Below are 21,707 nucleotides of genomic sequence, written 5' to 3' on the forward strand. Positions count from 1 at the left end.
CAGATGGCCAACAGCAACGCCGTCAGAAGGGCGGCATAACAACAACCAGGTATAGCTTATCAAGCCCGCAAAACTGTCCGAACGGACGGGTCCACCTCTCATCGTTGAAAATTGATTAATTTGGTCCTGTTGGAAGTTCTTTCCTGTTGGCCTTTAATACATGCAGCCACTCCCTATTAGATCGGATAGTTCCTCTATATTCAACCAAGGACGTTGCGCATGGATCATACGGTGACAATTTGCGCATACGAGAGCTAAGTCATCCAAACGTGTTCTTGTCTCTTTCGGAAGGTCACAAAGAGGTTTGATGTGGTGACATTCAATAAACCCTTGTCCTCTATCGCCATATTGCTGTGCAAAATCGAACCCGCACGCTTCGCAAGCGAGGCGTCCTGTTTTTGTTAGAACAGCCTTTTTCTTAGCCTGGATAATCTTTCTGGAACGCTCCCGGCTGTGGTGCATCACCGTAAGGATTCTTCCCTCAGGGGCATCCACTTCTTCAGAGCTCAACGCATCATTTTTTACATAGGCAGTGGACAATAGGGTGTTGTCCATAATCGCCAGCCGGATAGCTTCAGCCGTTTCTCTCAGATGTTGTGGCTGGCCTGCAAAATCGTTCCATACTTCTACTTCTAGACGGTTACCCGCTTTCAACCCGTCCACATCTTCGAATGCTGGGTCATGAGAACGAAGATTCATAAGCTTCATTTTGACGCCGTTGGGATTGCGTAGGGTCACCCCATCAACACCCCGTGCATGCCAGAGCCTATTCAAGGTGTGGCTTAAATCCTGAACTCTTGTATCTTCAGGGGCAGGCCATGTTCCCTCAAGTTTTTGATAAAGATCAAGGGCAAGGATAATCTCGTCACGTGTCCATGGTGGATTGCGCTTCGTTTTTTCCGTTTTTGCCACCACCAAATATCCTCCGATAAATCCTGAGGGAGAGATAAGCGAATATTGAAGGCAGTGTCAGAAGAAAAACTGCCTTAGCGGCACCTCTGGTGCGACCAGTCCAGATTCTATCGGTGAATTGTTTCTACCATATCCTCTGCCTTGCATTTCTTGATCCACGCAACGGCGGCAGACCGATGGTTGTTAGCAGGTGCATACCTATCTCAAAGTGGATGGTTGCCAATATCTCTAGGCGTAGGGCTATAGCTTTCTTGCAGTCGGTCATGTTCAGAGTCTTGGCTATCTCCCCCTTGTGCCTGCTCTTGGCACCGAGAGCCCTGTCTACCTCTTGAAGGCGCTCACGCGGCACATGAAGGCGACGCTCTGTGCTTGTTTACCGGGGCGCCGGAAGATGTGGTGCATGTGTTCATATCTTACGATATGTAATGCTGCACACGTAACTACACCATAGCGACCGTAACGCTGGAGGTAGTTAACTGACTGATTTTTTAGGAAACATAGAAACATGGCGGAGAGAGTGGGATTCGAACCCACGGTACGCTATTAACGTACACACGCTTTCCAAGCGTGCGCCTTAAGCCGCTCGGCCATCTCTCCAGCCGTTATCGGGATCGGACCATCCTGTCGGGTGGCCCTGTCCGATGCGTGCGGAACATATCACCAATTTTCCTGCGCGCAAGAGGAAAACAGCATGCTCATGCTCCGCCATGCACGTTACGGGGTGGCTGGTTACTGATCCATCTTCAGGGCAGCGAGGAAGGCGCTCTGCGGGATTTCGACCTTGCCGAACTGGCGCATGCGCTTCTTGCCTTCCTTCTGCTTTTCCAGCAGCTTGCGCTTACGTGAAATATCGCCGCCATAACATTTGGCGGTCACATCCTTCGACATGGCGCCAATCGTCTCACGCGCGATGATGCGGCTGCCGATCGCGGCCTGCACCGCAATCTTGAACAACTGGCGGGGGATCAGTTCCTTGAGCTTGGCGCAGATGGAACGCCCGCGTGTTTCCGCAGCCGAGCGGTGGGCGATGAATGACAGTGCATCCACCGGTTCCTGATTGACGAGGATGGAGATACGCACAAGGTCGCTCTCCTCATATCCGTCCATCTGGTAATCGAAGCTGGCGTAACCGCGCGTAACCGATTTCAGGCGGTCATAGAAGTCGAACACGACCTCGTTCAGCGGCAGGCGGTAGACCGCCATGGCGCGGTTGCCGACATAGGTCAGGTCTTCCTGCATGCCACGGCGTTCGCTGCACAGGGTCAGCACGGCGCCCAGATATTCATCCGGCACCATGATGGTGGCCCTGATCCAGGGTTCCTCTATCTTCTCGATCAGGGACTGATCGGGCATGTCGGCGGGGTTGTGCAGTTCTTCTGTCGTGCCGTTGGTCAGCAGCATGCGGTAGACAACCGACGGGGCCGTTGCGATCAGGTCGAGATCGAATTCCCGGCTCAGGCGCTCCTGAATGATTTCAAGATGCAGCAGGCCAAGGAAGCCGCAGCGGAAGCCGAAGCCAAGGGCAGCGGATGTCTCGGCCTCATAGTGGAACGAGGCGTCATTGAGCCGGAGCTTGGCCAGACTGTCGCGCAGCTTTTCAAAATCATCGGCCACCACGGGATACAGGCCGCACCAGACCACGGGGATGGAAGGCTTGAACCCCGCCAGCGGTTCACTGGCCGGACGACGGTCGTCGGTAAGGGTGTCGCCCACGTTGGTGTCGGCCACGGTCTTGATCGCGGCGTTGATGTAGCCGATTTCGCCGGGGCCGAGTTCGTCCACATTGGTCATGCGCGGGGCGAACACACCCACCTGATCAACCAGATGGACCACGCCGGTGGACATCATGCGGATGCGCATGCCGCGCTTGAGGCGTCCTTCCTTCACGCGTACCAGCGTGATGACGCCCAGATACGGGTCGTACCAGCTATCGACCAGCAGGGCCTGCAACGGCGCGCTGGCATCGCCCTTGGGCGGTGGCAGGCGCTTGACCAGCGCTTCCAGCACGGCTTCGATATTCAGGCCGGTCTTGGCCGAGACCTCGACAGCGTCATCGGCGGGAATGCCGATCACTTCCTCGATCTGCTCCTTGACCCGGTCGCAGTCGGCGGCAGGCAGGTCAACCTTGTTGAGGACCGGCACGATTTCATGATTGGCGTCGATGGCCTGATACACATTGGCCAGTGTCTGCGCCTCCACCCCCTGCGAGGCATCGACCACCAGCAGCGACCCCTCGCACGCGGCCAGCGAGCGGCTGACCTCATACGCGAAGTCAACATGGCCCGGCGTGTCCATAAGGTTCAGCACATAGGTCTTGCCGTCCTGCGCCGGATAGGACAGGCGTACGGTCTGCGCCTTGATGGTGATGCCACGTTCACGTTCCAGATCCATGTTGTCCAGAACCTGATTGGTCATTTCCCGCTGTGTCAGCGCACCGCATGCCTGGATCAGGCGGTCGGCCAGGGTGGATTTCCCATGGTCGATATGCGCGATGATCGAGAAATTGCGGATAAGGGAGAGGGGCGTGTCGGTCATGGGCGAGACATAGTGTAAAATTGCGGGAAAGTCAGCCGCTACCTGTTCCGGTAATGCGGAAAATATCACAGGCACCGGCAGACGCGCCGCCCCGGTTCCACGGGGTGGCCGGATCGGACGCCGCAGTGCTTCGGGCCTGCTGGCTGCGGGCTTTGTGCCATGAGTTCCCGCACTCCGATTCCCCGTTTCCCTGCGGCATTCGCAGTTGCCGGTCGCTCTTTTCTGAAAGCGCCCTACATGCACGCCATGGTGATGCGGTGGACACGGGTTGTCCCGTCCAGAACGATTTCCTCGCCCATCATTGCGGCCAGTCCCTGAATGCGCACCAGTTCGTGAAGGGGGGCCGTGGCAGGCATGTCATGCCACCGTTCGGTAACCATGCCGCAGCATGGTGCCCCCTGCGGCGTATGCAGAAGCACACGGTCGGAAACGCGGATCGCGGCGGTGGGGGAAATGATGAGTGTGCCGCCCTTGCGGAAGATGGGCTCCATGGAATCGCAGTCCAGATGCACGGCATAGGAATGATGGTCCGCCGTGCCATGAAAATCCCATTTTTCCCATATATCCCCTTCCGGCAGGCCGGTTTCGTCAAACAGTTCAGGATGGGCCAGTTGGGAAAACGAGACGATTTTCAGGTGTGAATGATGGGCCTTGCCCCCCGCTTCCAGATCATTCTGCCCCAGAAGCAGGCGACTGAATCCCTCAAACGAAATGCCCGTGGCCGACAGGATGCGCGCCAGGCTTTCCGTACCGGGCCAGCGCGGGCGACCCGCCGGCGTGATGCGTTTGGAAGGGTTGAACGTGGTGCTGTCCAGACCCGCCGCGCGGGCCAGGCCGGAGGGGGTCAGCCCGCGTTCGGCGGCCAGCCGGTCTATGGCGCGCCAGATATCGGCATGGCTGATCATGTCGGCAGTTTCAGTATTTCGGTCCGGTGCCGGGCCTGTCCCTGTTCCGTCAGGGTGAAGCGCTGCCCATCGTTCAACCGGGCCAGTCCCATACGTTCCAGCCGACGCAGGCAGGGTTCATCGCGCTGGTCCTGCGGACGGCCGTCAGGTCCGCTCAGTTTCAGCCGGTGCAGGGCGGAACGGCAGCAGGTCTCAAGATAGGGTTCATTCCACATGGGCAGGGACCGACAACGGGGCGGATGGTCACGCCGCCATGTCATGGGGCGGGTAACCTGGGATTTACACATGGTCAGGTAGGGTTCCGGGCGTGTCAATTACCGGGAAAGCTCAGGGCTGTCCATTATGGGACACGGTATATAGACCGGTATCGTCTGCGCCTGTGTGGAGGGTGGCATGTGCTGTGTGCTCTACGTTTTCAGGAATGGAGTATCATATTCTTTCAGAAAGAAAGTGCATTGTCATATTTCTGACCACGATATGGTGCATCTTTTGGCGATGTTCATGTAGTAATCAATTTTCAAGGCTGTGTTTATGAGAATTCGGGAATATATTCTTGCCCTGTCCATCGCGGGCGTCACATTTGGCGGCTCTGTCGGTGCGATGGCGGCGGATTGCGGCAGCGGACAGAACACCCCCAAATGGGATGTGCTGGGCCGCGCGGCGCAGGCTGAGAACTGCGCCAACAATCGCGTTCAGTCCTACAACAACTCCGTCAACCAGAGCGTGCAGGATCGTGAGCAGGCGCTGAAGAACGGCCAGCAGAACCTGCGTCAGGGCTATGACGACAAGGTCAACAGCCTGCGCGACAATACGGTGGGCAAGTGGCAGAAGGCCCGCGATAGCGAGGCACAGAACCTGACGGATGAACGCAGTCGCGTTGATCAGAAGATCCAGAACGGTCGCGACCGTCTGGATGCGATTCGCAATGCGCCGAAAAACCGGCTGGATTCCCTGCGCAATGCAGGCAGCGAGGAAAAACAGCGCTGGAATACGCTGAAGAACCAGACAGGTTCGGATGTGAACAACTTCCTGGGCGGTAACGGCCAGTAACCACGAAGGCCCATGCCATGGCGGCATGGGCCTTCTGTTTTCGGGGGGCTGAAATCCCTCGCGTTACCGGGCGGTGATGGTCAGCCGGTAGGGCTGAGCCTTCTGCACCGTAGCGCCGGGGCGCAGCGTCACCTGCACCAGATACAGATCGTCCTGCGGCACCGTCCATGACAGTTTGTTGGCCGCCGGTTCGATATGGGGGTCCATCACGCGCAGGCTCAGATCGTCATGACGCGATTTCAGCCGGGCCGTCACCTGTTCCCCCCGATGCAGCCCAAGACGGTATACGCAGGTTGCACCGTGTTCCAGCGTGGCACGCCATTCCAGCCTTGCACCCTGCGCCAGATCCTGTGGCTGGTTGCACAGCGGTGGGGCCATGTTCTGGTTTTCCAGCAATGTGCGCACATCAGCCGGTTTGGTAACGGGGGTCGTGCCCGTCGTGTAAAGCGAAAGCTGGCCGGGGTTGAGAATGCCCGCGGTCATGTCGCGGCCCGAGCGGTCCAGCACCAGCCATGCGATACTGCTGCCCCCTTCATGGGGCTTGTTTCCCGTCATGAACAGGACATCACCCGCGGCGGTCAGGGGGCCTGCGACCTGCATGTTCTGGATGAAGCTGCCATACTGCGCGCCCAGTTCCTGCTTCAGGATATCAGCCAGCGGACCCGTGCCCAGCAGGTTGCTGTCGGCGGCGTAATGTCCGGTCGCAGCAGCAAGTTCCTGCTCCAGCGCCGTATCGGGGGCCGCATGTGCCGGTCTGTTGGTGACGGCGCACAGGGCGAGGAGGGAAGTCAGGGAAAGAAGGGAACGACGGATATCCAGCACGGGCAAACCTGTTTCCTGAGTCTGTAAAAAACATGCCCGACATGAAATGCCGGGCATGAATGAAACGCTCAGTTGTGGATACGGTTGCCCGCAACCTTCAGGTGCGCGGACGCTTGCGTGAGGAAGCGCCACTGCGCGGCGGGCCACCAAAGCCACCGGGACGGCCGCCGCCACCGGGCTTGCGGGCGAACGGACGGCCACCACGCGGCGGACCGCTCCGGCGCGCCGGGCCACCTGCGGGGGCCGTGGCGTCGGTGATCTGCACTTCGTCATTTTCGATCGAGGCAATGCAGGAACGGAACTTGTCCGTCGATTCCGGCGTGATCTCGAACAGGGTCTGGGTATCGTTGATGCGGATGGCGCCAATATCCGCCTTGCGCACACCACCAAGGCGGCAGATCAGGGGGATCAGCCACTTCGGGTCGGCCTTGTCCTGACGGCCGACACTCATGGCAAACCATGCGCCGGGTTCACGGCTCTCATAATTTTCACGCGGCGGACGGGCGGCACCTTCACGGACGGGGCGCGGTGCTTCGGGCGTGATGTGGCGCACGTTTTCCGCTGCCGGAAGCCGGGCGCGATACATCTGCAGCAGGGCGGCGGCAAGCTGCTCCTTGCTGCGGCCTTCGACAAGCTGGCCCACCAGTTCCGCATCCGCTTCGCTCACATCCTGCTCCAGGGCGGGATCGGCCAGCAGGCGCCTGGCGTCATTGGCGCGGATTTCCGCAGCCGTGGGCACGCCGGACCATGTGGCGGTGATTTTCGCACCCTGCATCAGCCGCTCGGCACGGCGGCGCTGTGACATGGGAACCATCAGCACGCATACGCCCTTGCGGCCCGCACGGCCCGTACGGCCCGAACGGTGCAGCAGCGTGGCCGGATCGGTCGGCAGGGTCGCATGGACCACCAGCGCCAGCGCCGGGATGTCGATGCCACGGGCCGCGACGTCGGTTGCAACGCAGACATTGGCCTGACCCTTGCGCAGGCTGTCGATGGCGCGGGTACGCTCGTTCTGCCCCAGCTCACCCGACAGGGCGACGGAGGAGAAGCCGCGTTCCACCAGTGCTGCCTGCATATGGCGGACCATTTCACGCGTGGCGCAGAAGACCATGGTGGTCTGGCTGTCGGTATAACGCAGCACGTTGACCACGGCGGGGATCAGTTCCCGCGCGTCGGCCACGATGGCGCGATATTCGATATCGGCATGCTGCTTGGCGCCCGACAGGGTGTCGATACGCACCGCGTCGTTCTGGTAACGGCGCGCCAGCGATGCGATTTCCTTGGCGATGGTGGCCGAGAACAGCAGCGTGCGCCGCGTCTTGGGCATGGCGTCAAGCAGTTGCTCAAGCTCGTCGCGGAAGCCGAGGTCAAGCATCTCGTCCGCTTCGTCCAGCACGACCACGCGCAGGGCCGACATGTCCAGACGCCCACGCGACTGGTGATCGCACAGCCGTCCCGGCGTGCCGACAACGATATGCGCGCCAAGCTGCAGGGCGCGGGCTTCACGCCGTGCGTCCATGCCGCCGATGCACGATACGATGCGGCCGCCAGCGGGGGCGTAAAGCCACGTCAGTTCGCGTGTGACCTGCATGGCCAGTTCGCGCGTCGGCGCGATGATGACAGCCAGCGGCGGTCCCGCCTGGCCGAAATGATCCGCCCCGCCAAGCAGGGTATCGGCCATGGCGATACCGAAGGCGACGGTCTTGCCCGAACCCGTCTGGGCGGAAACAAGCAGGTCGCGCCCTTCGGCGGAAACATCGAGAACAGCTTTCTGGACGGGAGTCGGGGTATCGTACCCACGCTCGTCCAGCGCGCGTTGCAGGGCGGGGTGGGTTTCAGGAAACGGCATGTATCGGGCAATCCGGACAAAACATGAAGAACACGGGCGACGCAGGAAGGAAACTGGCCGCCGGCCGTTCATGCGTCAGGGAGAAGGCCGGTGCATAAAGAATGATTGTCCCAAAAGCCAGAAATAATAATGGCGGGACATTCCGCCCCGCCGGTATGGGACGCTCAGGGCACCAGTACGGCGGCCCCTTCGAAGCGGCCGTGACGCAGGTCATCCAGCGCCCTGTTGGCCTCACGCAGGGGGTAGGGCGTGGTTGTGGTACGGATGCCCACGCGCGGGACAATATCCAGAAAGTCGATGCCGTCCTGCCGCGTCAGGTTGGCGACCGACACGATCTGGCGTTCTTCCCACAGCAGGTCGTAGGAAAAGGCCGGGATCTCGCTCATATGGATACCGGCGCAGACCACGCGCCCGGCCTTGTGCACGGCCTTGAGCGCCGCAGGCACCAGCGCGCCCACGGGGGCGAAAATAATGGTGGCGTCCAACTGTTCAGGCGGGGCTTCGTCCGATCCACCTGCCCATACGCAGCCCAGCGAGCGGGCGAATTCCTGCGTTCTGGTATCGCCGGGGCGGGTGAAGGCGTAAACCGAACGCCCCTGCCATATCGCCACCTGCGCGATGATATGGGCGGCGGCCCCGAACCCGTACAGCCCGATGCTGCGCGCGTCTTTCCCCGCCATGACCAGTGACCGCCAGCCGATCAGCCCCGCGCACAGCAGGGGCGCTGTCGCCACGTCGTCATCGCCGTCTGGCAGGGGAAAGGTGAAATGCGCGTCCGCCACCGCCATCGTGGCATAGCCGCCATCGCGCGTGTACCCGGTAAACAGGGGATGGTCACACAGGTTTTCATGGTCGGTTTCGCAGTAATGGCAGCATCCGCAGGTATGGCCCAGCCACGGAATGCCGACCCGCTGGCCCATATGCAGCCCTTCCACATTCGGGCCGATGGCGTCGATCCGCCCTACGATCTCGTGCCCCGGTGTCAGCGCGTGGCCGGGGAAGGGCAGGTCCGCATCCACGACATGCAGGTCGGTGCGGCACACGCCACACGCTCCGACCCGGACACGGATCTGGCCCGGTCCCGGCTGTGGATCGGGTAGTTCGGTCCATTGCAGGGGAGTGTGCGGGGCAAGCAGTCGCATTGCGTACATGGTCCGGTCCTTGCGCTGTCGGTGCGGCCCCTGGGGGCGCTGGTAAGGAACGTGTTATATCATGCCCGTCGGTCCGTGCGGCATGACCTGCATCATCGGGCGATCACAGATCGGCGCGGTAGGGGGTCAGTGCATCAAGGGCGGGCAGTTCCGCTTCTATCGCCGCGCGTTCATGCCGCAGGTAATCGGCCACGGCTTCGCGCAGGCCGGGATGGTCGATCCAGTGCGCGGAATGGGTCAGGCAGGGGCGGTAGCCGCGTTGCAGCTTGTGTTCGCCCTGCGCGCCCGCTTCCACCCGTTTCAGTCCGGTGGCGATGGCGAAGTCGATGGCGCGGTAATAGCACAGTTCAAAATGCAGGAACGGCCAGTCCCCTTCCAGCCGCCCCCAGTTACGCCCGTACAGCGTATCGCGGCCCATGAGGTTGAGCGCACCGGCCACAGGCACCCCGTTCTGTCGTGCCACCATCAGCACCACCCGGTCGCCCAGACGTTGTGACAGCAGGGGAAAGAAACCGGGCTGGAGATAGGCGCGGCCCCATTTACGGTCCACGGTGGACAGGTAGAACTGATAGAAATCATGCCACAGGGATTCGGTAATTTCGTGGCCGCGATAGGTATGGAAAGTCAGCCCGCACGCATTGGCGTCACGCCGTTCGCGTCGGATGGCCTTGCGCTTGCGTGAGGCCAGCGTGTCCAGAAAATCGTCAAACGTGGTGTAGTCGCAGTTATCCCAGTGGTACTGCACCCCAAGGCGCTGCAACCAGCCCGTCTGGCCCATCAGGTCATATTCATGCTGCGTGCAGAACGTGACATGGACGGATGACAGGCCCAGTTCCCCGCATGCCTGTCGCAGCGCGCGGGCGGCAAGCTGGCGCAGCGCGTCGGCATCGGGCGCATCGGGATGCACCAGCAGGCGCGGGCCCGGCACGGGGGAGAAGGGAACCGCAGCCTGCAGTTTGGGATAGTACTGCCCGCCCGCCTGCGCAAAGGCCTGCGCCCATTGCTGGTCAAAGACGTATTCGCCAAAAGAATGGCTTTTGGCATAGAGCGGGGCCACTGCCAGCAGTCGCCCCGCACCGTTGCGCAAGACAAGATGCTGGGGCAGCCAGCCGGTCTGGGGGGAGGTGGAACCACTTTCTTCCAGCGCCGACAGGAAGGCATGGCTGACAAAGGGATTGTCATCGCCCGCGCAGTCGTCCCATTCCCGTGCCGGGATTTCGGCTATCCTGCGATGCAGGATCATTGTGGTGCCGGTCATGACAGACGCACCATCAGGTCGGGTGCGTGGGGCATCTGGGACATGACAGGCTCCCTAAGCTTATGTCTGATGCGTTTTACATCAGGCGATTTCGAACAGTCCTTCCACTTCCACTGCCGAATCAAGCGGCAGTGACGGCACCCCCACGGTGGAACGGGCATGACGGCCCGCATCACCAAATACCGCAACCGCAAGGTCGGATGCACCATTCATGACGGCGGCATGCTGCGTGAAGTCGGGCGTGCAGGCGATGAACCCGCCCAGACGGACAACCCTGCGCACGCGCGACAGGTCGCCAATGGCGGCCTTCACCTGCGCGATCACGTTGATCATGCTGTAGCGCGCGGCCTCGACCGCCAGTTCCACCGCAACACTGTCACCCAGCTTGCCCGTGGTCAGCAGCTTGCCATCCACCAGCGGAAGCTGCCCGGACACCACCAGCGATGAACCGCTGATTACGGCGGCGACGTAATTCGCCACCGGGGCGGCGGGTGTGGGCAGGACAATGCCAAGGTTCTTCAGGCGCTGTTCGGGAGTTGTGTCAGGCATCGGGGTATCCTTCTGTCAGGGTGGCGGGATGGACCGGCCTTATCCGACCAGTCGCAGCCCACGCCGCCGGGGTGGCGTGTCATCACCATCGTCATGCCCGGATTCGGGCAGGTCAAGCGGCAGCATGGGGGCAGGGCTGTCCGCCATCATATCCTCATGCGGGGCATCGGGCAGCCTGCGACCCAGATAGGCATCGGACAGGGCCCGGAATGCGTAGTCCAGCATGGATGTCGCATAGGATGCAACCGGATCGCCCTCCACCGTGCCGGCAGGGCCGAAATGGGTGTAGGCAAAGGCCTCCACATAGCTTTCCAGCGGCGCGCCATATTGCAGGCCAATGCTGACCGCCTGACCCAGCGTGTCCATAAGCCCGCGCACCATCGGGCTTTCGCGCGTGGGCGTCAGGCTGATTTCACCCAGCGACCCGTCGGCATATTCCCCCGTGCGCAGGAACAGGCGATGACCGCCCACGCTTGCTTTCTGGGTGAAGCCCCCATGACGCGGCGGCAGGTTGCGGCGCACGCCGCGTTCCAGACCGGACCGGGTGGCCAGCGTATCGCGCGTGGCGTCGGGGCGGGCAGGGACATGATCGACAAAACCGCTCAGTGCGCGGTGCATGGCCTGATGCGAAACGGCGCCGGGCAGCGGCAGCACGGTTTCACCCGCCAGCGTCGCCGCGAAGGCGGCTTCCAGCGTCAGTCCCCGGCAGGCCAGACGGGCCAGCGTGCTCATGGCCAGCCGCCCGTCGGCACGCAGCGGGGAAAACACCGGCGCAAGGCCACAGGCTTCCACACCCAGCAGCGCATCAATCGGGCCGGGGGTGGAAAAGCCGGTTTCCACCCGGGCCGCGGGCTGGTCGGCCTCGACTGCGGCTTCCTGCCACACGGCGCGGGCAATCTGGCTGACACCGGGCAGCACGCTGCGCACGGGCGGCAGGGGCATGGCGTCAGCACCCTCGCCCGCATGGGCGACAAGGGTTGCCAGCGCCACGATGCTGCAGGCCGCATCCCGTCCGGTCTCGCTGTCGTAATCCAGTCCCAGCCCGGCGAGGCAGGCATCGAGATTGGTCAACTGGATGGTGCCGGCGTTGGGCAGGCGCTCATGGCTTTCCACCGGCTGCGGCATCACCACGGGCCGCAGGTGCGGCGTGGCGCGGCCCGCAGGTTCGGGCAGGGGCAGTTCGCCGTTGCGCATATGGATTTTCTGTTGCGACACCGCGCGCAGGACGCGGGCCAGCAGCCGCAGGGCGGCGACGAAATCCTGCGCCATGAAGCCGTTATCGGCTTCCACGAACGCGGCAAGGTTGACCACGAAGGCGGGTCTGCGGTCGTGATGGCCATGCCACAGGCTTTCCGCCGGCGCCGCCTGCCGCATGAGCAGGAGGCACGACAGCGTGCGCGCGACGGGCCGGATGACCGGACCGGACACTTCGCCCAGACACAGGTCATCTATCCATCGCGCGGCCTCGACCGGCAGGCTGGCGGGACCGTGACCGGGGGCCAGCCGGGCAAGGGCCGCGGCTGCCGTGTCATCCCAGTCGGCGGGCAGGGTAACGGAACGTGGGGCGTCGTCGGGGTCGGCTGCGGCCTCGACGGTGCGCATGCGCACGCCGTTCCAGTGGCTTCGTGCTGTCATGCCTACTGTTTTACCGGCACGTACAGGGCGGGCGGAACCCGTTTGGAGCGGAGTCGCAACTATACATTCCACTGGATACCGTGGATATGGGGGATAACTGCAAACGGTGTGCCGCAGCGGTGAAAAATCGGGGCTGGCCGGGGTGCCGGGGTCCGGAATCCGGGCCATCCGCCGGGCCAGCAGACCGGGGGCAGCCCCTACGCGCGCGGGTTCATATGGTGTTTCGCGCAGGGTGGACGGATGACCGATCCCGCAGATGTGACGGGCGCGTGCGCATATCCGCGTGGACCATGCGGGCACGCGCGGATTAGGCTGCGTGCATGGCAAATCTAGGCACCCGTATCTATACCCGTTTCAGGGGGCGGCTGGTCGGCAGGGACGCCGATGGCCGGTGTTATTATGAGGCCCGGACCCTCAACCGCACTGGCGGCGGGGAAAAGCGGCATGAACGCTGGGTCATCTACCATAAGGGGGAGGACGCATCCGCCGTTCCGCCCGAATGGTGGGGCTGGCTGCACCATATGGAGGCAGCACCCCTGCCCGAAAGCGCGCGCCAGCCATGGCAGCAGCCGTGGCAGCCCAACCGCACCGGCACGCCGGAAGCCTATCATCCCCCCGGCAGCGATGTGCAGGGCGGCCAGCGGGCTTCAACCACCAGCGATTATGAGGCATGGTACCCCGAGGGATGAAGTCGGTGGCGTAACCTGCTAGGGTGCGTCCCATCGGATATTGGGGAAGCTTAGCCACCATGGTTGCTGCTGTTTCAGGGCGCGCAGGCCGTCAGCCAACGGAACTTCTTGCCGGTTTCGCCGTACTGGCGGCGCTGGCCGGGCTGCTGGTTTACGCCGTTGTTGACAAGGGACGCCCGCATGAAACGGGCTACCGGCTGAATGCGGGTTTTGCCCATATCGATGGCCTGTCCATCGGGTCGGATGTGCGGCTGGCCGGTATTACGGTGGGGCAGGTGGTTGACGAACATGTCGACCCGAAGACCTATGCGGCGCAGGTTACCTTTACGGTGCGGCCGGACATAAAGCTGCCCGATGATACGGCGGCGATCATCACCAGCGACAGCCTGCTGGGCGGCAAGTATATCGCGCTATCTCCGGGCGGGGATGAGAAGATGCTGGCCCCCGGCGGCATGATCGGCCAGACGCAGGGCGCGATCAGCCTTGAGCAGCTTTTAAGCAAGTTCATCTTTTCCGTCACCGATACACTGACGAAGAACCGGCAGGACAAGGCCGCGCAGCAACTGCCGCCGCCCGGTGGTGGAGACGCGCCATGAGCCACGACGCATCGGATAATGCGACGACGCCCCGCATCTGGCCACAATCTGATGGCACACCCGTCTCATGTCGGGACAAATTGCTGATATTGCAGGAAAATCATGAAGAGATTCAGGGAATCCTGCGTGATGCGTTCGAGGATGCCATCCTGATGGGCGTGGATGAGGCCGCAATGCGCCAGATCCTGCTTGATGTGGTCAATAACCTGCGGAGCCCCAAGGTATGAGGTCGGCTGCGCGCTGCCTGCCCGTTCTGCTGCTCGCCTGCCTGCCCGTCAGTGCCCATGCTGTTGAATGGCTGCCCGCACCTGCCATCTATCCGGCCGATACATGGCAGGGCCAGTCAGTCGCGGTTGTGCGTGTGCTCGACAAACTCGACGCCCATACCCAGACGCTGACCGTTCCGGTCGGGCAGGATGCGACCTATAAAAGCCTGACGGTGCATGTGACATCGTGCCTCCAGCGCCCGCCTACCCTGCCTGCCGACAGTGCGGCATGGCTGGAAGTGCGTGATGCGCATAAGGGCATGACCCCGTTCCAGGGCTGGATGGCGGTTGCGGAACCCGCGACGGGCGTATTCCAGAACCCGCTTTATGATGTGCAGCTTGTGGCCTGTAGCGGGGATGTCGTGGCCCCCATCCCGCCGCCGCTTGCCGTAGCGGCGGCCCAGAGTGCCGCGCAGCCGGCCGTGCCGCCCGCTGCGGATGGCGGTACCGCTGCACCTGTATCCCCCGCTCCATCCGCGGGGAGCGAGAGCACACCCGCGCAGGGCATGTCCCCCGTGCAGGCACCCGTGATGGCACCGCCCGTGCCGTCCCCATCCGTATCCCCCACACCATCCCAGCCGGAGGACGATGGGGGTGCGCCCCTGATGCTACATTAGAAAAAAGTTTAGTTTATATCGTATTAATGCACGCTTTGGTTCGGGCCGGTTCCGGGCTTGCGTATTCCCCAGCTATGCCGGAGGCTAGAAAACCATGAGCAAGATATCTTCCCTTCCTTCGCTCGAACGGCTACCTCCACCGGCCAAGGCGGCATTCCTGCTGGATTTTGACGGTACGCTGGTCGATATCGCTCCCACGCCTGAATCGGTCGTTGTCGCCCCGGGCCTGCTGGATACGCTCAGACGCCTGCGCGAGCGGTGCGGCAATGCGCTGGCCGTCATTTCCGGCCGCTCCATCGAACAGATCGACCATTTCCTTGGGGATGTGCCCTATGCCGTGGCGGGGGAGCATGGCATCGCCATCCGGCACGCGCCGGGCCAGCCGATCGAACGCTCGCCGCTGCCGCCTGTTCCCGCCGCATGGCTGGAACAGGCCGAAAGTCTGGCGCAGGCCCATCCCGGCGTGCGGATCGAACGCAAGAAGGCGGGTTTTGTCCTGCATTACCGCGGCGCGCCCGATGCGGGTCCGGAACTGGGCCGCATCGCGCATGAATGGATCGCAACCACCAATGGCGCGTTTCACGTGCAGGCAGCCAAGATGGCGTGGGAAATCCGGCCAGCGGGTATCGACAAGGGACATGCGGTGGCGGCCCTTATGCAAAGTGCGCCCTTTGCCGGGCGGTCCCCCATTTTCGTGGGCGACGATGTAACCGATGAGGACGGCGTGCGCATGGCCGAACAGCTGGGTGGTATCGGATTGCGTATTCCCGCCGATTTCCCTGATCCTGAAGCATTCCGCGCGTGGCTTGCGCGTCTGGCCGGGGGAGGCAGTGATACATGGGGCGACTGATTATTGTTTCAAACCGCGTTCCTTCCCCGCGTGAACGCAGCCAGCCTGCTGGTGGTCTGGCCGTCGGGCTGAAGGATGCCCTGCGCGAGGGGGAATCGCTCTGGTTCGGCTGGTCGGGCAAACAGGTCCAGCTTCACGGTGGCGATCCGGTGCCCCGGCTGGACCGGGTCGATAACGTGACCTACGCCACCATTGACCTGACACCCGCCCAGTATGAGGGATTTTACCAGAATTTCTCCAACGGCATCCTGTGGCCGCTGTTCCATTACCGCGTCGGGCTCATGAACTATTCCCGCACGGACTGGGAAACCTACCTTGCGGTCAACGCCATGTTCGCCCGCACGCTGCTGCCGCTGCTGCGTCCTGATGACGTGATCTGGGTGCATGATTACCACCTGTTCCCGCTGGGGCAGGCACTGCGCGATCTTGGCGTGACATGCCGTATCGGCTTTTTCCTGCATATCCCGTTCCCGCCATGGAGCCTTGTACGCTCGCTGCCTGGCGCGGACCTGCTGCTTGAGGATATGCAGAGCTACGATCTGGTGGGCGTGCAGACTGCCGAGGATGCGGAAAACCTCAATCACGCGCTGCGCGTCAACAATCTGCCCGAACGGGGGCAGGCCTTCCCCATCGGTATCGACCCGGTTGAATTCCGCACGCAGGCTGAAAAAAGCATGCAGGGGGCGGAGGTCGAACGGCTCGAATCCAGCCTGCGCGGCGCGAAACTGGTGCTGGGCGTTGACCGGCTGGATTACTCCAAGGGCCTGCCCGAACGCTTCCGGGGGTATGAGGCGTTTTTGGCGCGCTACCCCGAACATCGGGGCAAGGTCACTTTCCTTCAGGTCGCGCCCATCTCACGCGGGGGGGTGGAGGAATATCGTCAGCTTCGCCGTCAGCTTGATGAACTGACCGGCCGGATCAACGGTGCGTATTCGGAATTCGACTGGACCCCCATCCGCTACATCACCCGCCCGATTGCGCGCGAAGTGCTGGCGGGATTCTACCGCCGGTCGGAAGCAGCTCTTATCACCCCGCTGCGCGATGGCATGAACCTTGTGGCCAAGGAATATGTCGCAGCCCAGGACCCGGCCAATCCGGGGGTGCTGATCCTGTCGCATTTCGCGGGCGCCGCCCCGGAAATGGAAGAAGGGATACTGGTCAACCCGTATGATCCCGATGAGATCGCCGATGCCCTGCATGCCGCCCTGACCATGGGGGTGGATGAACGGCGCACGCGCTGGCAGGCGCTAGAACAGGAAGTCAGCCGGACCACGGCGATAAGCTGGGCGGCAGATTTCATGCGTGCGCTTGAGGCAGCACCCGTCGCGGGCCAGTCGTAGCCGGTCATGCGTTCCTATGCCTTACTGCTCGTGCTGGCAGGCTGCATGGCGCTGGGTATCGCGTGGTGGAGCGAGCATGTTCTGGGCACGGTGCCGTGTGAACTGTGCCTGATGGAACGCTGGCCCTATCGTATCGTGATCGGACTTGGCGTTCTGGCGGCCGTGCTGCCGCGTGGGGGGGCGCGTCTTGCCCTGTGGCTGTGCGTGCCGGTCCTGTTATCGGGCGGCGTTCTGTCGTTCGTGCATGTAGGGGTCGAGCAGGGATGGTGGATCAGTCCATTCCCGTCATGCCGCGCCCCGGTTTTTCACGGCGGCACCTTTGCCGAACGTCTGGCCTCCATGCCGCGCCACCCGGCCAAACCGTGCGACGCGGCGACTTATCTGGTGCCGGGCCTGCCCCTTTCAATGGCGGCCATGGACGGGATCTATGCCCTGCTTCTGATCCTGCCCGTGCGCCTTGCGCTCCGCCACGGCAAGGTCAGGGCAATGTTCCGCGACCGCGGCCAAAAAACAATCCAATGATGAACAGCACGATGAAGATGAAGAACAGCACCTTGCCGAAATAGGCAAAGGTGTCTGAAATGCCACCGAAGCCAAAAACCGCGGCGATCAGGGCCAGGACAAGGAATGTGATGGTCCAGCGTAGCAGGTCCATGATTCGGTTCCTTCCGTTCGTTGTTTGACAGACGCGGCAATGGAATCCGCCCTATAACAATGCGCCAGAGGGCGGGCGGTTCATCGGAACACATGATTTTGGCCAGGCCGGGTGGGAAGCAGGATATGACAGCAGGCAGTACGACAAGCGGATTTTACAATCTGTACCAGCATGGTTTCGCCCGCGTGGCGGCCTGTACGCTGCCTGTTGTGCTGGCCGATCCGATGGAAAATGCCCGCCGCACGTATGATGGTATCCGTGCCTGCCATGATGCGGGCGCTGTGGTGGCGGTGTTTCCCGAGCTGGGCCTGTCGGGCTACGCGATCGAGGATCTGCGGCAGCAGGACGTCCTGCTTGACCGGGTGAATGACGCCCTGGTCTGGCTTGCGCGGCAGACGGCGGGGTTACGGCCACTGGTGCTGGTGGGCGCGCCGGTGGTGTGGCGCGATGCGCTGTATAACTGCGCCGTCGCCCTGCATGATGGCCGTATTGTCGGCATCATCCCGAAATCCTACCTGCCCAATTACCGTGAGTTTTATGAAGCCCGGCAGTTCACCGCCGGGGCCGGGCTGCGCGACGGTCATATTCTTCTCGACGGTTCTGACGTGCCTTTTGGCACAGACCTGCTGTTCGATGTGCAGGGCGTGCCGGGACTGGTGGTCGCCGCTGAAATCTGTGAGGACATGTGGGTGCCGCAGCCGCCGGGCATCCATGCGGCCCTGGCCGGTGCGTCGGTCATTGCGAACCTGTCCGCCAGCAACATCACGGTTGGCAAGGCGCGTACGCGCACCCTGCTGTGCCAGTCCCATTCGGCGCGATGTGTCTGTGCCTATGTCTATGCTGCCGCGGGCGAGGGGGAATCGACCACCGATGTCGCATGGGACGGTCAGGCATCGATTTTTGAAAATGGCACGATACTGGCCGAAAGCGCGCGCTTTCCTTCCGGTCTGGTGACATTGCTGGCGGATATCGATCTGGACCTGCTGCGGCAGGAACGCCTGCGCATGGGCACGTTCGCCAATAACCGTGCCCAGACCATCACGCAGGAATGGCGTCGTATCGCCCTGTCCGTCACGCCACCTGCCGGGGATATCGGCCTGCGTCGCGCCATTCCCCGTTTTCCCTTCGTGCCAAGCGATCCGGCGCTGCTGGATCAGGACTGTTACGAAGCTTTCACCATACAGGTGACGGCGCTGAAGCGACGGTTGCAGGCTTCGGGTGCGAAAACGCTGGTGATCGGGGTATCGGGCGGACTGGATTCGACGCATGCCCTGCTGGTGGCCGTGCGGGCGGCGGATGAAAGCGGACTGGGGCGGCAGGCAGTGCGGGGCTACACCATGCCGGGTTTCGGTACTACCGACGGCACGCGCGGCAATGCCCATGAACTTATGGCGGCACTGGGTGTGCAGGCGCAGGAGATAGACATCCGCCCCGCCGCACGCCTCATGCTGGAACAGATGGGTCATCCGTTTGCACAGGACCTGCCGATCTATGATGTCACGTTTGAAAACGTGCAGGCCGGGCTGCGCACGGATTACCTGTTCCGTCTGGCCAACCAGACGGGTGGAATCGTGATTGGCACGGGGGACCTGTCCGAACTGGCGCTGGGATGGTGTACTTATGGCGTGGGCGACCAGATGGCGCATTACAACGTCAATTCCGGCCTGCCCAAAACCCTGATCCAGCACCTGATCCGTTGGGTCATGGCGAACGGGCAGGAAGATGCCCGCACCCGCACGGTGCTGGAGGCGATCCTGTCGACCGAAATTTCGCCCGAACTGGTGCCCGCATCGCCCGGACAGGCCGTGCAGAGCACCGAAGCGCTGATCGGCCCTTACGCATTGCAGGATTTCACCCTGTTCCATGTGCTGCGTTATGGTTTCCGTCCCTCCCGTATCGCATTCATGGCCCTGCATGCATGGGGAAATGCGCAGGCGGGCGAGTGGCCCCCCGGTTTTCCGCCGGACAGCAGGCAGGCGTATACACTGGCTGAAATCCGGCACTGGCTGGGTGTTTTCCTGCGCCGCTTCTTCGGGTTCAGCCAGTTCAAGCGTTCGGCCATGCCCAACGGGCCAAAGGTGGTGGCAGGGGGCGCGCTGTCGCCCCGTGGTGACTGGCGCGCGCCGTCGGACGGCAATGCCCGCATCTGGCTGGAGGAACTCGAACACCGCGTGCCATTAAACTGAACCAATCCGCTCCGGATTCTGAATTTCTTAACTGATCAAGACTATATCGGTCCTGAATGAAGCCTGTTCCGCTCCCGTCATGGCAGCGGAACAACGGATCATCTGCGGCAGGGGATGCAGGCACGCCCTTTCCCGCAGGGCGTGAAAAGGACCGGAATTCATGGGTGATGTGACCGTAACCGGCGCAACCGGACTGTTGCTGGGAATCAATCAGGACAGCGGTGCGCTCATACAGGGGCTGCAGCAGGTCGGCGAGCAGCAGGCACTGCGTGCGCTCAGCCAGCTTACGCTTGGCACCAATGCTTTTGGCGCGGATATCGCAACCGTGGCGGGGGGCGCCACGACAACCCAGCAGACCGGACGCGTTACAGGCGTGGAGGACATCGATCAGACCCTGCGCAGCAACGCCGGGACTGCGGGCGTGCAGGATGTCACCAGTGGCGGAACATATGCCATCGACAGCACTGCTTCCCTTGTCGATATCGGCAGCACCACCACGACCCCGCTGGATCAGGATATCGGTCTGCAGGGCAGCAGCACGTCATCGTCCGTCAATGTCATGGACGGCGATCTTGGCACCGTGGAGTACAATGCCGGACCGGGGCAGGTAAATTATGACGCCGCCGGGGGCAATAGCGCCGTGGTCAGTGGCGCGGGGCAGGATACCGTCCATACGATGGGCGGATCGGATACGGTCTATGGCTATGCGGGCACGCCTACGGTTACGGGAAACTGGTCCATGCCGGGGTCATCGACAACGCTGTTCAGCGGCGGGGTATCGACCGTTGAGGTCATTGATGGCGTGGTCGTGCAGAATACCGGTAACGACACCATCAATGCCTATGATGACGGCGGCTTTTTTGAAGACGAATATACGGACCAGACCATCAATACCGTGCAGGGCGGACAGGATGACGTCATCAACGGCCATGGCAGCCTTGTGCTTGATACGGTCAGTGGCAGTTCGATTGTGGCGGATGGCAGCCTGTCCATCACGGGGGGCAGCAGCGATACGATTTCCGCCAGTCAGACGACGCAGATTGATGGTCTCGACAACAGCACCATTCAGGTCAGCGTACCGGGAACCCTGACCTTCATTGATGGCAGCAGCGGCATTTCAGATACCGTGACCGGAAGCAACGCCACCATTTTTGGTGCGGCTGGCCTGGATCTTACCGCTGGCACCACCCGCAGCATGACCTACCACGCCGCCGGCGGGAACGAGACACTGGATGGCGGCCTGTCGGGGGGGACGCTGTACGCAATGGGTGGCACGGGTAATGACACGCTGATCGGCGGCAATGGCCAGAATATCCTTCAGGCCGGATCGGGCAATGATCTGCTCAAGGCAGGGAGCGGGACGACGGAATTCGATTTTATCCACGGTCAGGACGGGGGCCACGACATTATCCAGGATTTTGGAAAGTCGGCTGCCAATATCGTCAAACTGTCAGGTTTTGACGCGACTCCGGCGTCGATACAGTCGATGCTGGATAACGCCACCATTGCGGGCGGCAGCACGACTGTCAGCCTTGGCGACAAGACCCAGATTACCTTTGTCGGTGTAACCGATCTCAAGGTCCAGAATTTCAAAAGCTGACCGGCCGACATATCCCTGCGCCGCAAACGGTGCCGCCCCGTAATGACGGGGTGGTGCCTATTCTCTGGTGCAGGCCCGGTTTAACGCCGGTTAAATGATTCGGTTACGTTATAAAACTTTCGTTATCCGATAGATTCCCTTATATGACTGCGAAATATGGGACGGATGCGGTTCTTGCTGATCTGATCAAGATAAATTTTCATGTGATAACAAAAAATTGCTGGCCTAACCCCTGTCATCAG

Annotated in this window: 21 protein-coding genes and 1 tRNA gene; 10 read left to right on the forward strand and 12 right to left on the reverse strand. The window is 62.0% G+C overall.

The features are described 5' to 3' along the window. Positions 1-153: 153 nt before the first annotated feature. The 5 genes from CFR79_RS12025 to CFR79_RS12045 all read right to left on the reverse strand — a co-directional run bounded on the left by CFR79_RS12025 (position 154) and on the right by CFR79_RS12045 (position 4,567). Complete coding sequence (locus tag CFR79_RS12025; protein WP_146220137.1) at positions 154-912, reverse strand: HNH endonuclease; 759 nt, start codon at positions 910-912, stop codon at positions 154-156. A 506-nt stretch (positions 913-1,418) separates the two neighbouring features. Then, positions 1,419-1,509, reverse strand: a tRNA-Ser gene (locus CFR79_RS12030). 132 nt (positions 1,510-1,641) lie between these two features. Continuing rightward, positions 1,642-3,447, reverse strand: a complete 1,806-nt coding sequence (gene lepA / locus CFR79_RS12035; RefSeq protein WP_102325214.1) for a translation elongation factor 4 — start codon at positions 3,445-3,447, stop codon at positions 1,642-1,644. Positions 3,448-3,680: 233 nt separating this feature from the next. Beyond that, the gene (locus tag CFR79_RS12040; protein WP_110548055.1) at positions 3,681-4,352 is read right to left on the reverse strand and encodes a helix-turn-helix transcriptional regulator; all 672 of its coding nucleotides are present in this window, start codon (positions 4,350-4,352) and stop codon (positions 3,681-3,683) included. After that, positions 4,349-4,567, reverse strand: coding sequence for a hypothetical protein (locus CFR79_RS12045; RefSeq protein WP_102325317.1), 219 nt, complete (start codon positions 4,565-4,567; stop codon positions 4,349-4,351). The genes CFR79_RS12040 and CFR79_RS12045 overlap by 4 nt, the downstream gene beginning before the upstream one ends. Positions 4,568-4,883: 316 nt before the next feature. On the opposite strand from CFR79_RS12045, the gene CFR79_RS12050 reads away from it, so the two are divergent. Continuing rightward, on the forward strand, positions 4,884-5,402 hold the full coding sequence (locus CFR79_RS12050; protein ID WP_110548056.1) for a hypothetical protein: 519 nt from the start codon (positions 4,884-4,886) through the stop codon (positions 5,400-5,402). Positions 5,403-5,465: 63 nt separating this feature from the next. Here CFR79_RS12050 and CFR79_RS12055 read toward each other — a convergent pair whose 3' ends face one another. From CFR79_RS12055 to CFR79_RS12080, 6 genes are all read right to left on the reverse strand, one after another. After that, entirely contained in the window at positions 5,466-6,224 is a 759-nt protein-coding gene (locus CFR79_RS12055) for a hypothetical protein (RefSeq protein ID WP_110548078.1), read from the reverse strand. Between the two features lie 97 nt (positions 6,225-6,321). After that, positions 6,322-8,073: a DEAD/DEAH box helicase gene (locus tag CFR79_RS12060; protein WP_102325217.1), complete on the reverse strand. Its 1,752-nt coding sequence runs from the start codon at positions 8,071-8,073 to the stop codon at positions 6,322-6,324. A gap of 164 nt (positions 8,074-8,237) precedes the next feature. Beyond that, positions 8,238-9,224: a zinc-dependent alcohol dehydrogenase family protein gene (locus CFR79_RS12065; RefSeq protein WP_102325218.1), complete on the reverse strand. Its 987-nt coding sequence runs from the start codon at positions 9,222-9,224 to the stop codon at positions 8,238-8,240. Between the two features lie 103 nt (positions 9,225-9,327). Next, entirely contained in the window at positions 9,328-10,482 is a 1,155-nt protein-coding gene (locus tag CFR79_RS12070) for a GNAT family N-acetyltransferase (RefSeq protein ID WP_162900396.1), read from the reverse strand. A gap of 81 nt (positions 10,483-10,563) precedes the next feature. Next, complete coding sequence (locus tag CFR79_RS12075; protein ID WP_110548057.1) at positions 10,564-11,031, reverse strand: RidA family protein; 468 nt, start codon at positions 11,029-11,031, stop codon at positions 10,564-10,566. A 39-nt stretch (positions 11,032-11,070) separates the two neighbouring features. After that, complete coding sequence (locus CFR79_RS12080) at positions 11,071-12,666, reverse strand: TSCPD domain-containing protein (RefSeq protein WP_110548058.1); 1,596 nt, start codon at positions 12,664-12,666, stop codon at positions 11,071-11,073. A gap of 320 nt (positions 12,667-12,986) precedes the next feature. On the opposite strand from CFR79_RS12080, the gene CFR79_RS12085 reads away from it, so the two are divergent. The 7 genes from CFR79_RS12085 to CFR79_RS12115 all read left to right on the forward strand — a co-directional run bounded on the left by CFR79_RS12085 (position 12,987) and on the right by CFR79_RS12115 (position 17,546). Continuing rightward, positions 12,987-13,355 carry an NADH-ubiquinone oxidoreductase subunit NDUFA12 family protein gene (locus CFR79_RS12085; protein ID WP_102325221.1) on the forward strand — a complete coding sequence of 123 codons (369 nt, stop codon included), beginning with the start codon at positions 12,987-12,989 and terminating at the stop codon, positions 13,353-13,355. A 59-nt stretch (positions 13,356-13,414) separates the two neighbouring features. Next, positions 13,415-13,951, forward strand: a complete 537-nt coding sequence (gene mlaD, locus CFR79_RS12090; RefSeq protein WP_102325222.1) for an outer membrane lipid asymmetry maintenance protein MlaD — start codon at positions 13,415-13,417, stop codon at positions 13,949-13,951. Further along, the gene (locus CFR79_RS12095; RefSeq protein WP_110548059.1) at positions 13,948-14,178 is read left to right on the forward strand and encodes a hypothetical protein; all 231 of its coding nucleotides are present in this window, start codon (positions 13,948-13,950) and stop codon (positions 14,176-14,178) included. Before mlaD ends, CFR79_RS12095 begins: the two co-directional genes overlap by 4 nt. Next, positions 14,175-14,834 carry a DUF2155 domain-containing protein gene (locus CFR79_RS12100; protein ID WP_110548060.1) on the forward strand — a complete coding sequence of 220 codons (660 nt, stop codon included), beginning with the start codon at positions 14,175-14,177 and terminating at the stop codon, positions 14,832-14,834. The genes CFR79_RS12095 and CFR79_RS12100 overlap by 4 nt, the downstream gene beginning before the upstream one ends. Before the next feature lie 94 nt (positions 14,835-14,928). Then, positions 14,929-15,684, forward strand: a complete 756-nt coding sequence (gene otsB / locus CFR79_RS12105) for a trehalose-phosphatase (RefSeq protein ID WP_110548061.1) — start codon at positions 14,929-14,931, stop codon at positions 15,682-15,684. Beyond that, a complete protein-coding gene (locus CFR79_RS12110; RefSeq protein WP_110548062.1) occupies positions 15,672-17,024 on the forward strand; it encodes an alpha,alpha-trehalose-phosphate synthase (UDP-forming) in 1,353 nt (450 codons plus the stop codon). The genes otsB and CFR79_RS12110 overlap by 13 nt, the downstream gene beginning before the upstream one ends. A 6-nt stretch (positions 17,025-17,030) precedes the next feature. Further along, positions 17,031-17,546, forward strand: coding sequence for a disulfide bond formation protein B (locus CFR79_RS12115; RefSeq protein WP_102325227.1), 516 nt, complete (start codon positions 17,031-17,033; stop codon positions 17,544-17,546). Here CFR79_RS12115 and CFR79_RS12120 read toward each other — a convergent pair. Beyond that, on the reverse strand, positions 17,503-17,679 hold the full coding sequence (locus tag CFR79_RS12120) for a DUF1328 domain-containing protein (RefSeq protein WP_102325228.1): 177 nt from the start codon (positions 17,677-17,679) through the stop codon (positions 17,503-17,505). The genes CFR79_RS12115 and CFR79_RS12120 overlap by 44 nt on opposite strands. 125 nt (positions 17,680-17,804) lie before the next feature. Between CFR79_RS12120 and CFR79_RS12125 the strand changes: the two genes are divergently transcribed. Together CFR79_RS12125 and CFR79_RS12130 are read left to right on the forward strand one after the other, a co-directional pair. Then, positions 17,805-19,865 (forward strand): NAD(+) synthase, encoded by a 2,061-nt coding sequence (locus CFR79_RS12125; protein WP_110548063.1) that lies wholly within the window; start codon positions 17,805-17,807, stop codon positions 19,863-19,865. Positions 19,866-20,025: 160 nt separating this feature from the next. Continuing rightward, a complete protein-coding gene (locus CFR79_RS12130; RefSeq protein WP_110548064.1) occupies positions 20,026-21,465 on the forward strand; it encodes a calcium-binding protein in 1,440 nt (479 codons plus the stop codon). Positions 21,466-21,707: the final 242 nt, after the last annotated feature.

The organism is Komagataeibacter saccharivorans, from assembly GCF_003207825.1.
GTDB classification, from domain to species: domain Bacteria; phylum Pseudomonadota; class Alphaproteobacteria; order Acetobacterales; family Acetobacteraceae; genus Komagataeibacter; species Komagataeibacter saccharivorans.

What these genes read in the sequence shown, in the direction of transcription:
- CFR79_RS12100 (WP_110548060.1), top strand. Translation starts at nt 14,175, where the DNA reads ATGAGGTCGGCTGCGCGCTGCCTGCCCGTTCTGCTGCTCGCCTGCCTG.
- CFR79_RS12060 (WP_102325217.1), bottom strand. Translation starts at nt 8,073, where the DNA reads ATGCCGTTTCCTGAAACCCACCCCGCCCTGCAACGCGCGCTGGACGAG.
- CFR79_RS12065 (WP_102325218.1), bottom strand. Translation starts at nt 9,224, where the DNA reads ATGTACGCAATGCGACTGCTTGCCCCGCACACTCCCCTGCAATGGACC.
- mlaD (WP_102325222.1), top strand. Translation starts at nt 13,415, where the DNA reads ATGGTTGCTGCTGTTTCAGGGCGCGCAGGCCGTCAGCCAACGGAACTT.
- CFR79_RS12130 (WP_110548064.1), top strand. Translation starts at nt 20,026, where the DNA reads ATGGGTGATGTGACCGTAACCGGCGCAACCGGACTGTTGCTGGGAATC.
- CFR79_RS12045 (WP_102325317.1), bottom strand. Translation starts at nt 4,567, where the DNA reads ATGTGGAATGAACCCTATCTTGAGACCTGCTGCCGTTCCGCCCTGCAC.
- CFR79_RS12115 (WP_102325227.1), top strand. Translation starts at nt 17,031, where the DNA reads ATGCGTTCCTATGCCTTACTGCTCGTGCTGGCAGGCTGCATGGCGCTG.
- CFR79_RS12080 (WP_110548058.1), bottom strand. Translation starts at nt 12,666, where the DNA reads ATGACAGCACGAAGCCACTGGAACGGCGTGCGCATGCGCACCGTCGAG.
- lepA (WP_102325214.1), bottom strand. Translation starts at nt 3,447, where the DNA reads ATGACCGACACGCCCCTCTCCCTTATCCGCAATTTCTCGATCATCGCG.
- CFR79_RS12110 (WP_110548062.1), top strand. Translation starts at nt 15,672, where the DNA reads ATGGGGCGACTGATTATTGTTTCAAACCGCGTTCCTTCCCCGCGTGAA.
- CFR79_RS12075 (WP_110548057.1), bottom strand. Translation starts at nt 11,031, where the DNA reads ATGCCTGACACAACTCCCGAACAGCGCCTGAAGAACCTTGGCATTGTC.
- CFR79_RS12050 (WP_110548056.1), top strand. Translation starts at nt 4,884, where the DNA reads ATGAGAATTCGGGAATATATTCTTGCCCTGTCCATCGCGGGCGTCACA.
- CFR79_RS12040 (WP_110548055.1), bottom strand. Translation starts at nt 4,352, where the DNA reads ATGATCAGCCATGCCGATATCTGGCGCGCCATAGACCGGCTGGCCGCC.
- CFR79_RS12120 (WP_102325228.1), bottom strand. Translation starts at nt 17,679, where the DNA reads ATGGACCTGCTACGCTGGACCATCACATTCCTTGTCCTGGCCCTGATC.
- CFR79_RS12095 (WP_110548059.1), top strand. Translation starts at nt 13,948, where the DNA reads ATGAGCCACGACGCATCGGATAATGCGACGACGCCCCGCATCTGGCCA.
- CFR79_RS12070 (WP_162900396.1), bottom strand. Translation starts at nt 10,482, where the DNA reads ATGACCGGCACCACAATGATCCTGCATCGCAGGATAGCCGAAATCCCG.
- otsB (WP_110548061.1), top strand. Translation starts at nt 14,929, where the DNA reads ATGAGCAAGATATCTTCCCTTCCTTCGCTCGAACGGCTACCTCCACCG.
- CFR79_RS12125 (WP_110548063.1), top strand. Translation starts at nt 17,805, where the DNA reads ATGACAGCAGGCAGTACGACAAGCGGATTTTACAATCTGTACCAGCAT.
- CFR79_RS12085 (WP_102325221.1), top strand. Translation starts at nt 12,987, where the DNA reads ATGGCAAATCTAGGCACCCGTATCTATACCCGTTTCAGGGGGCGGCTG.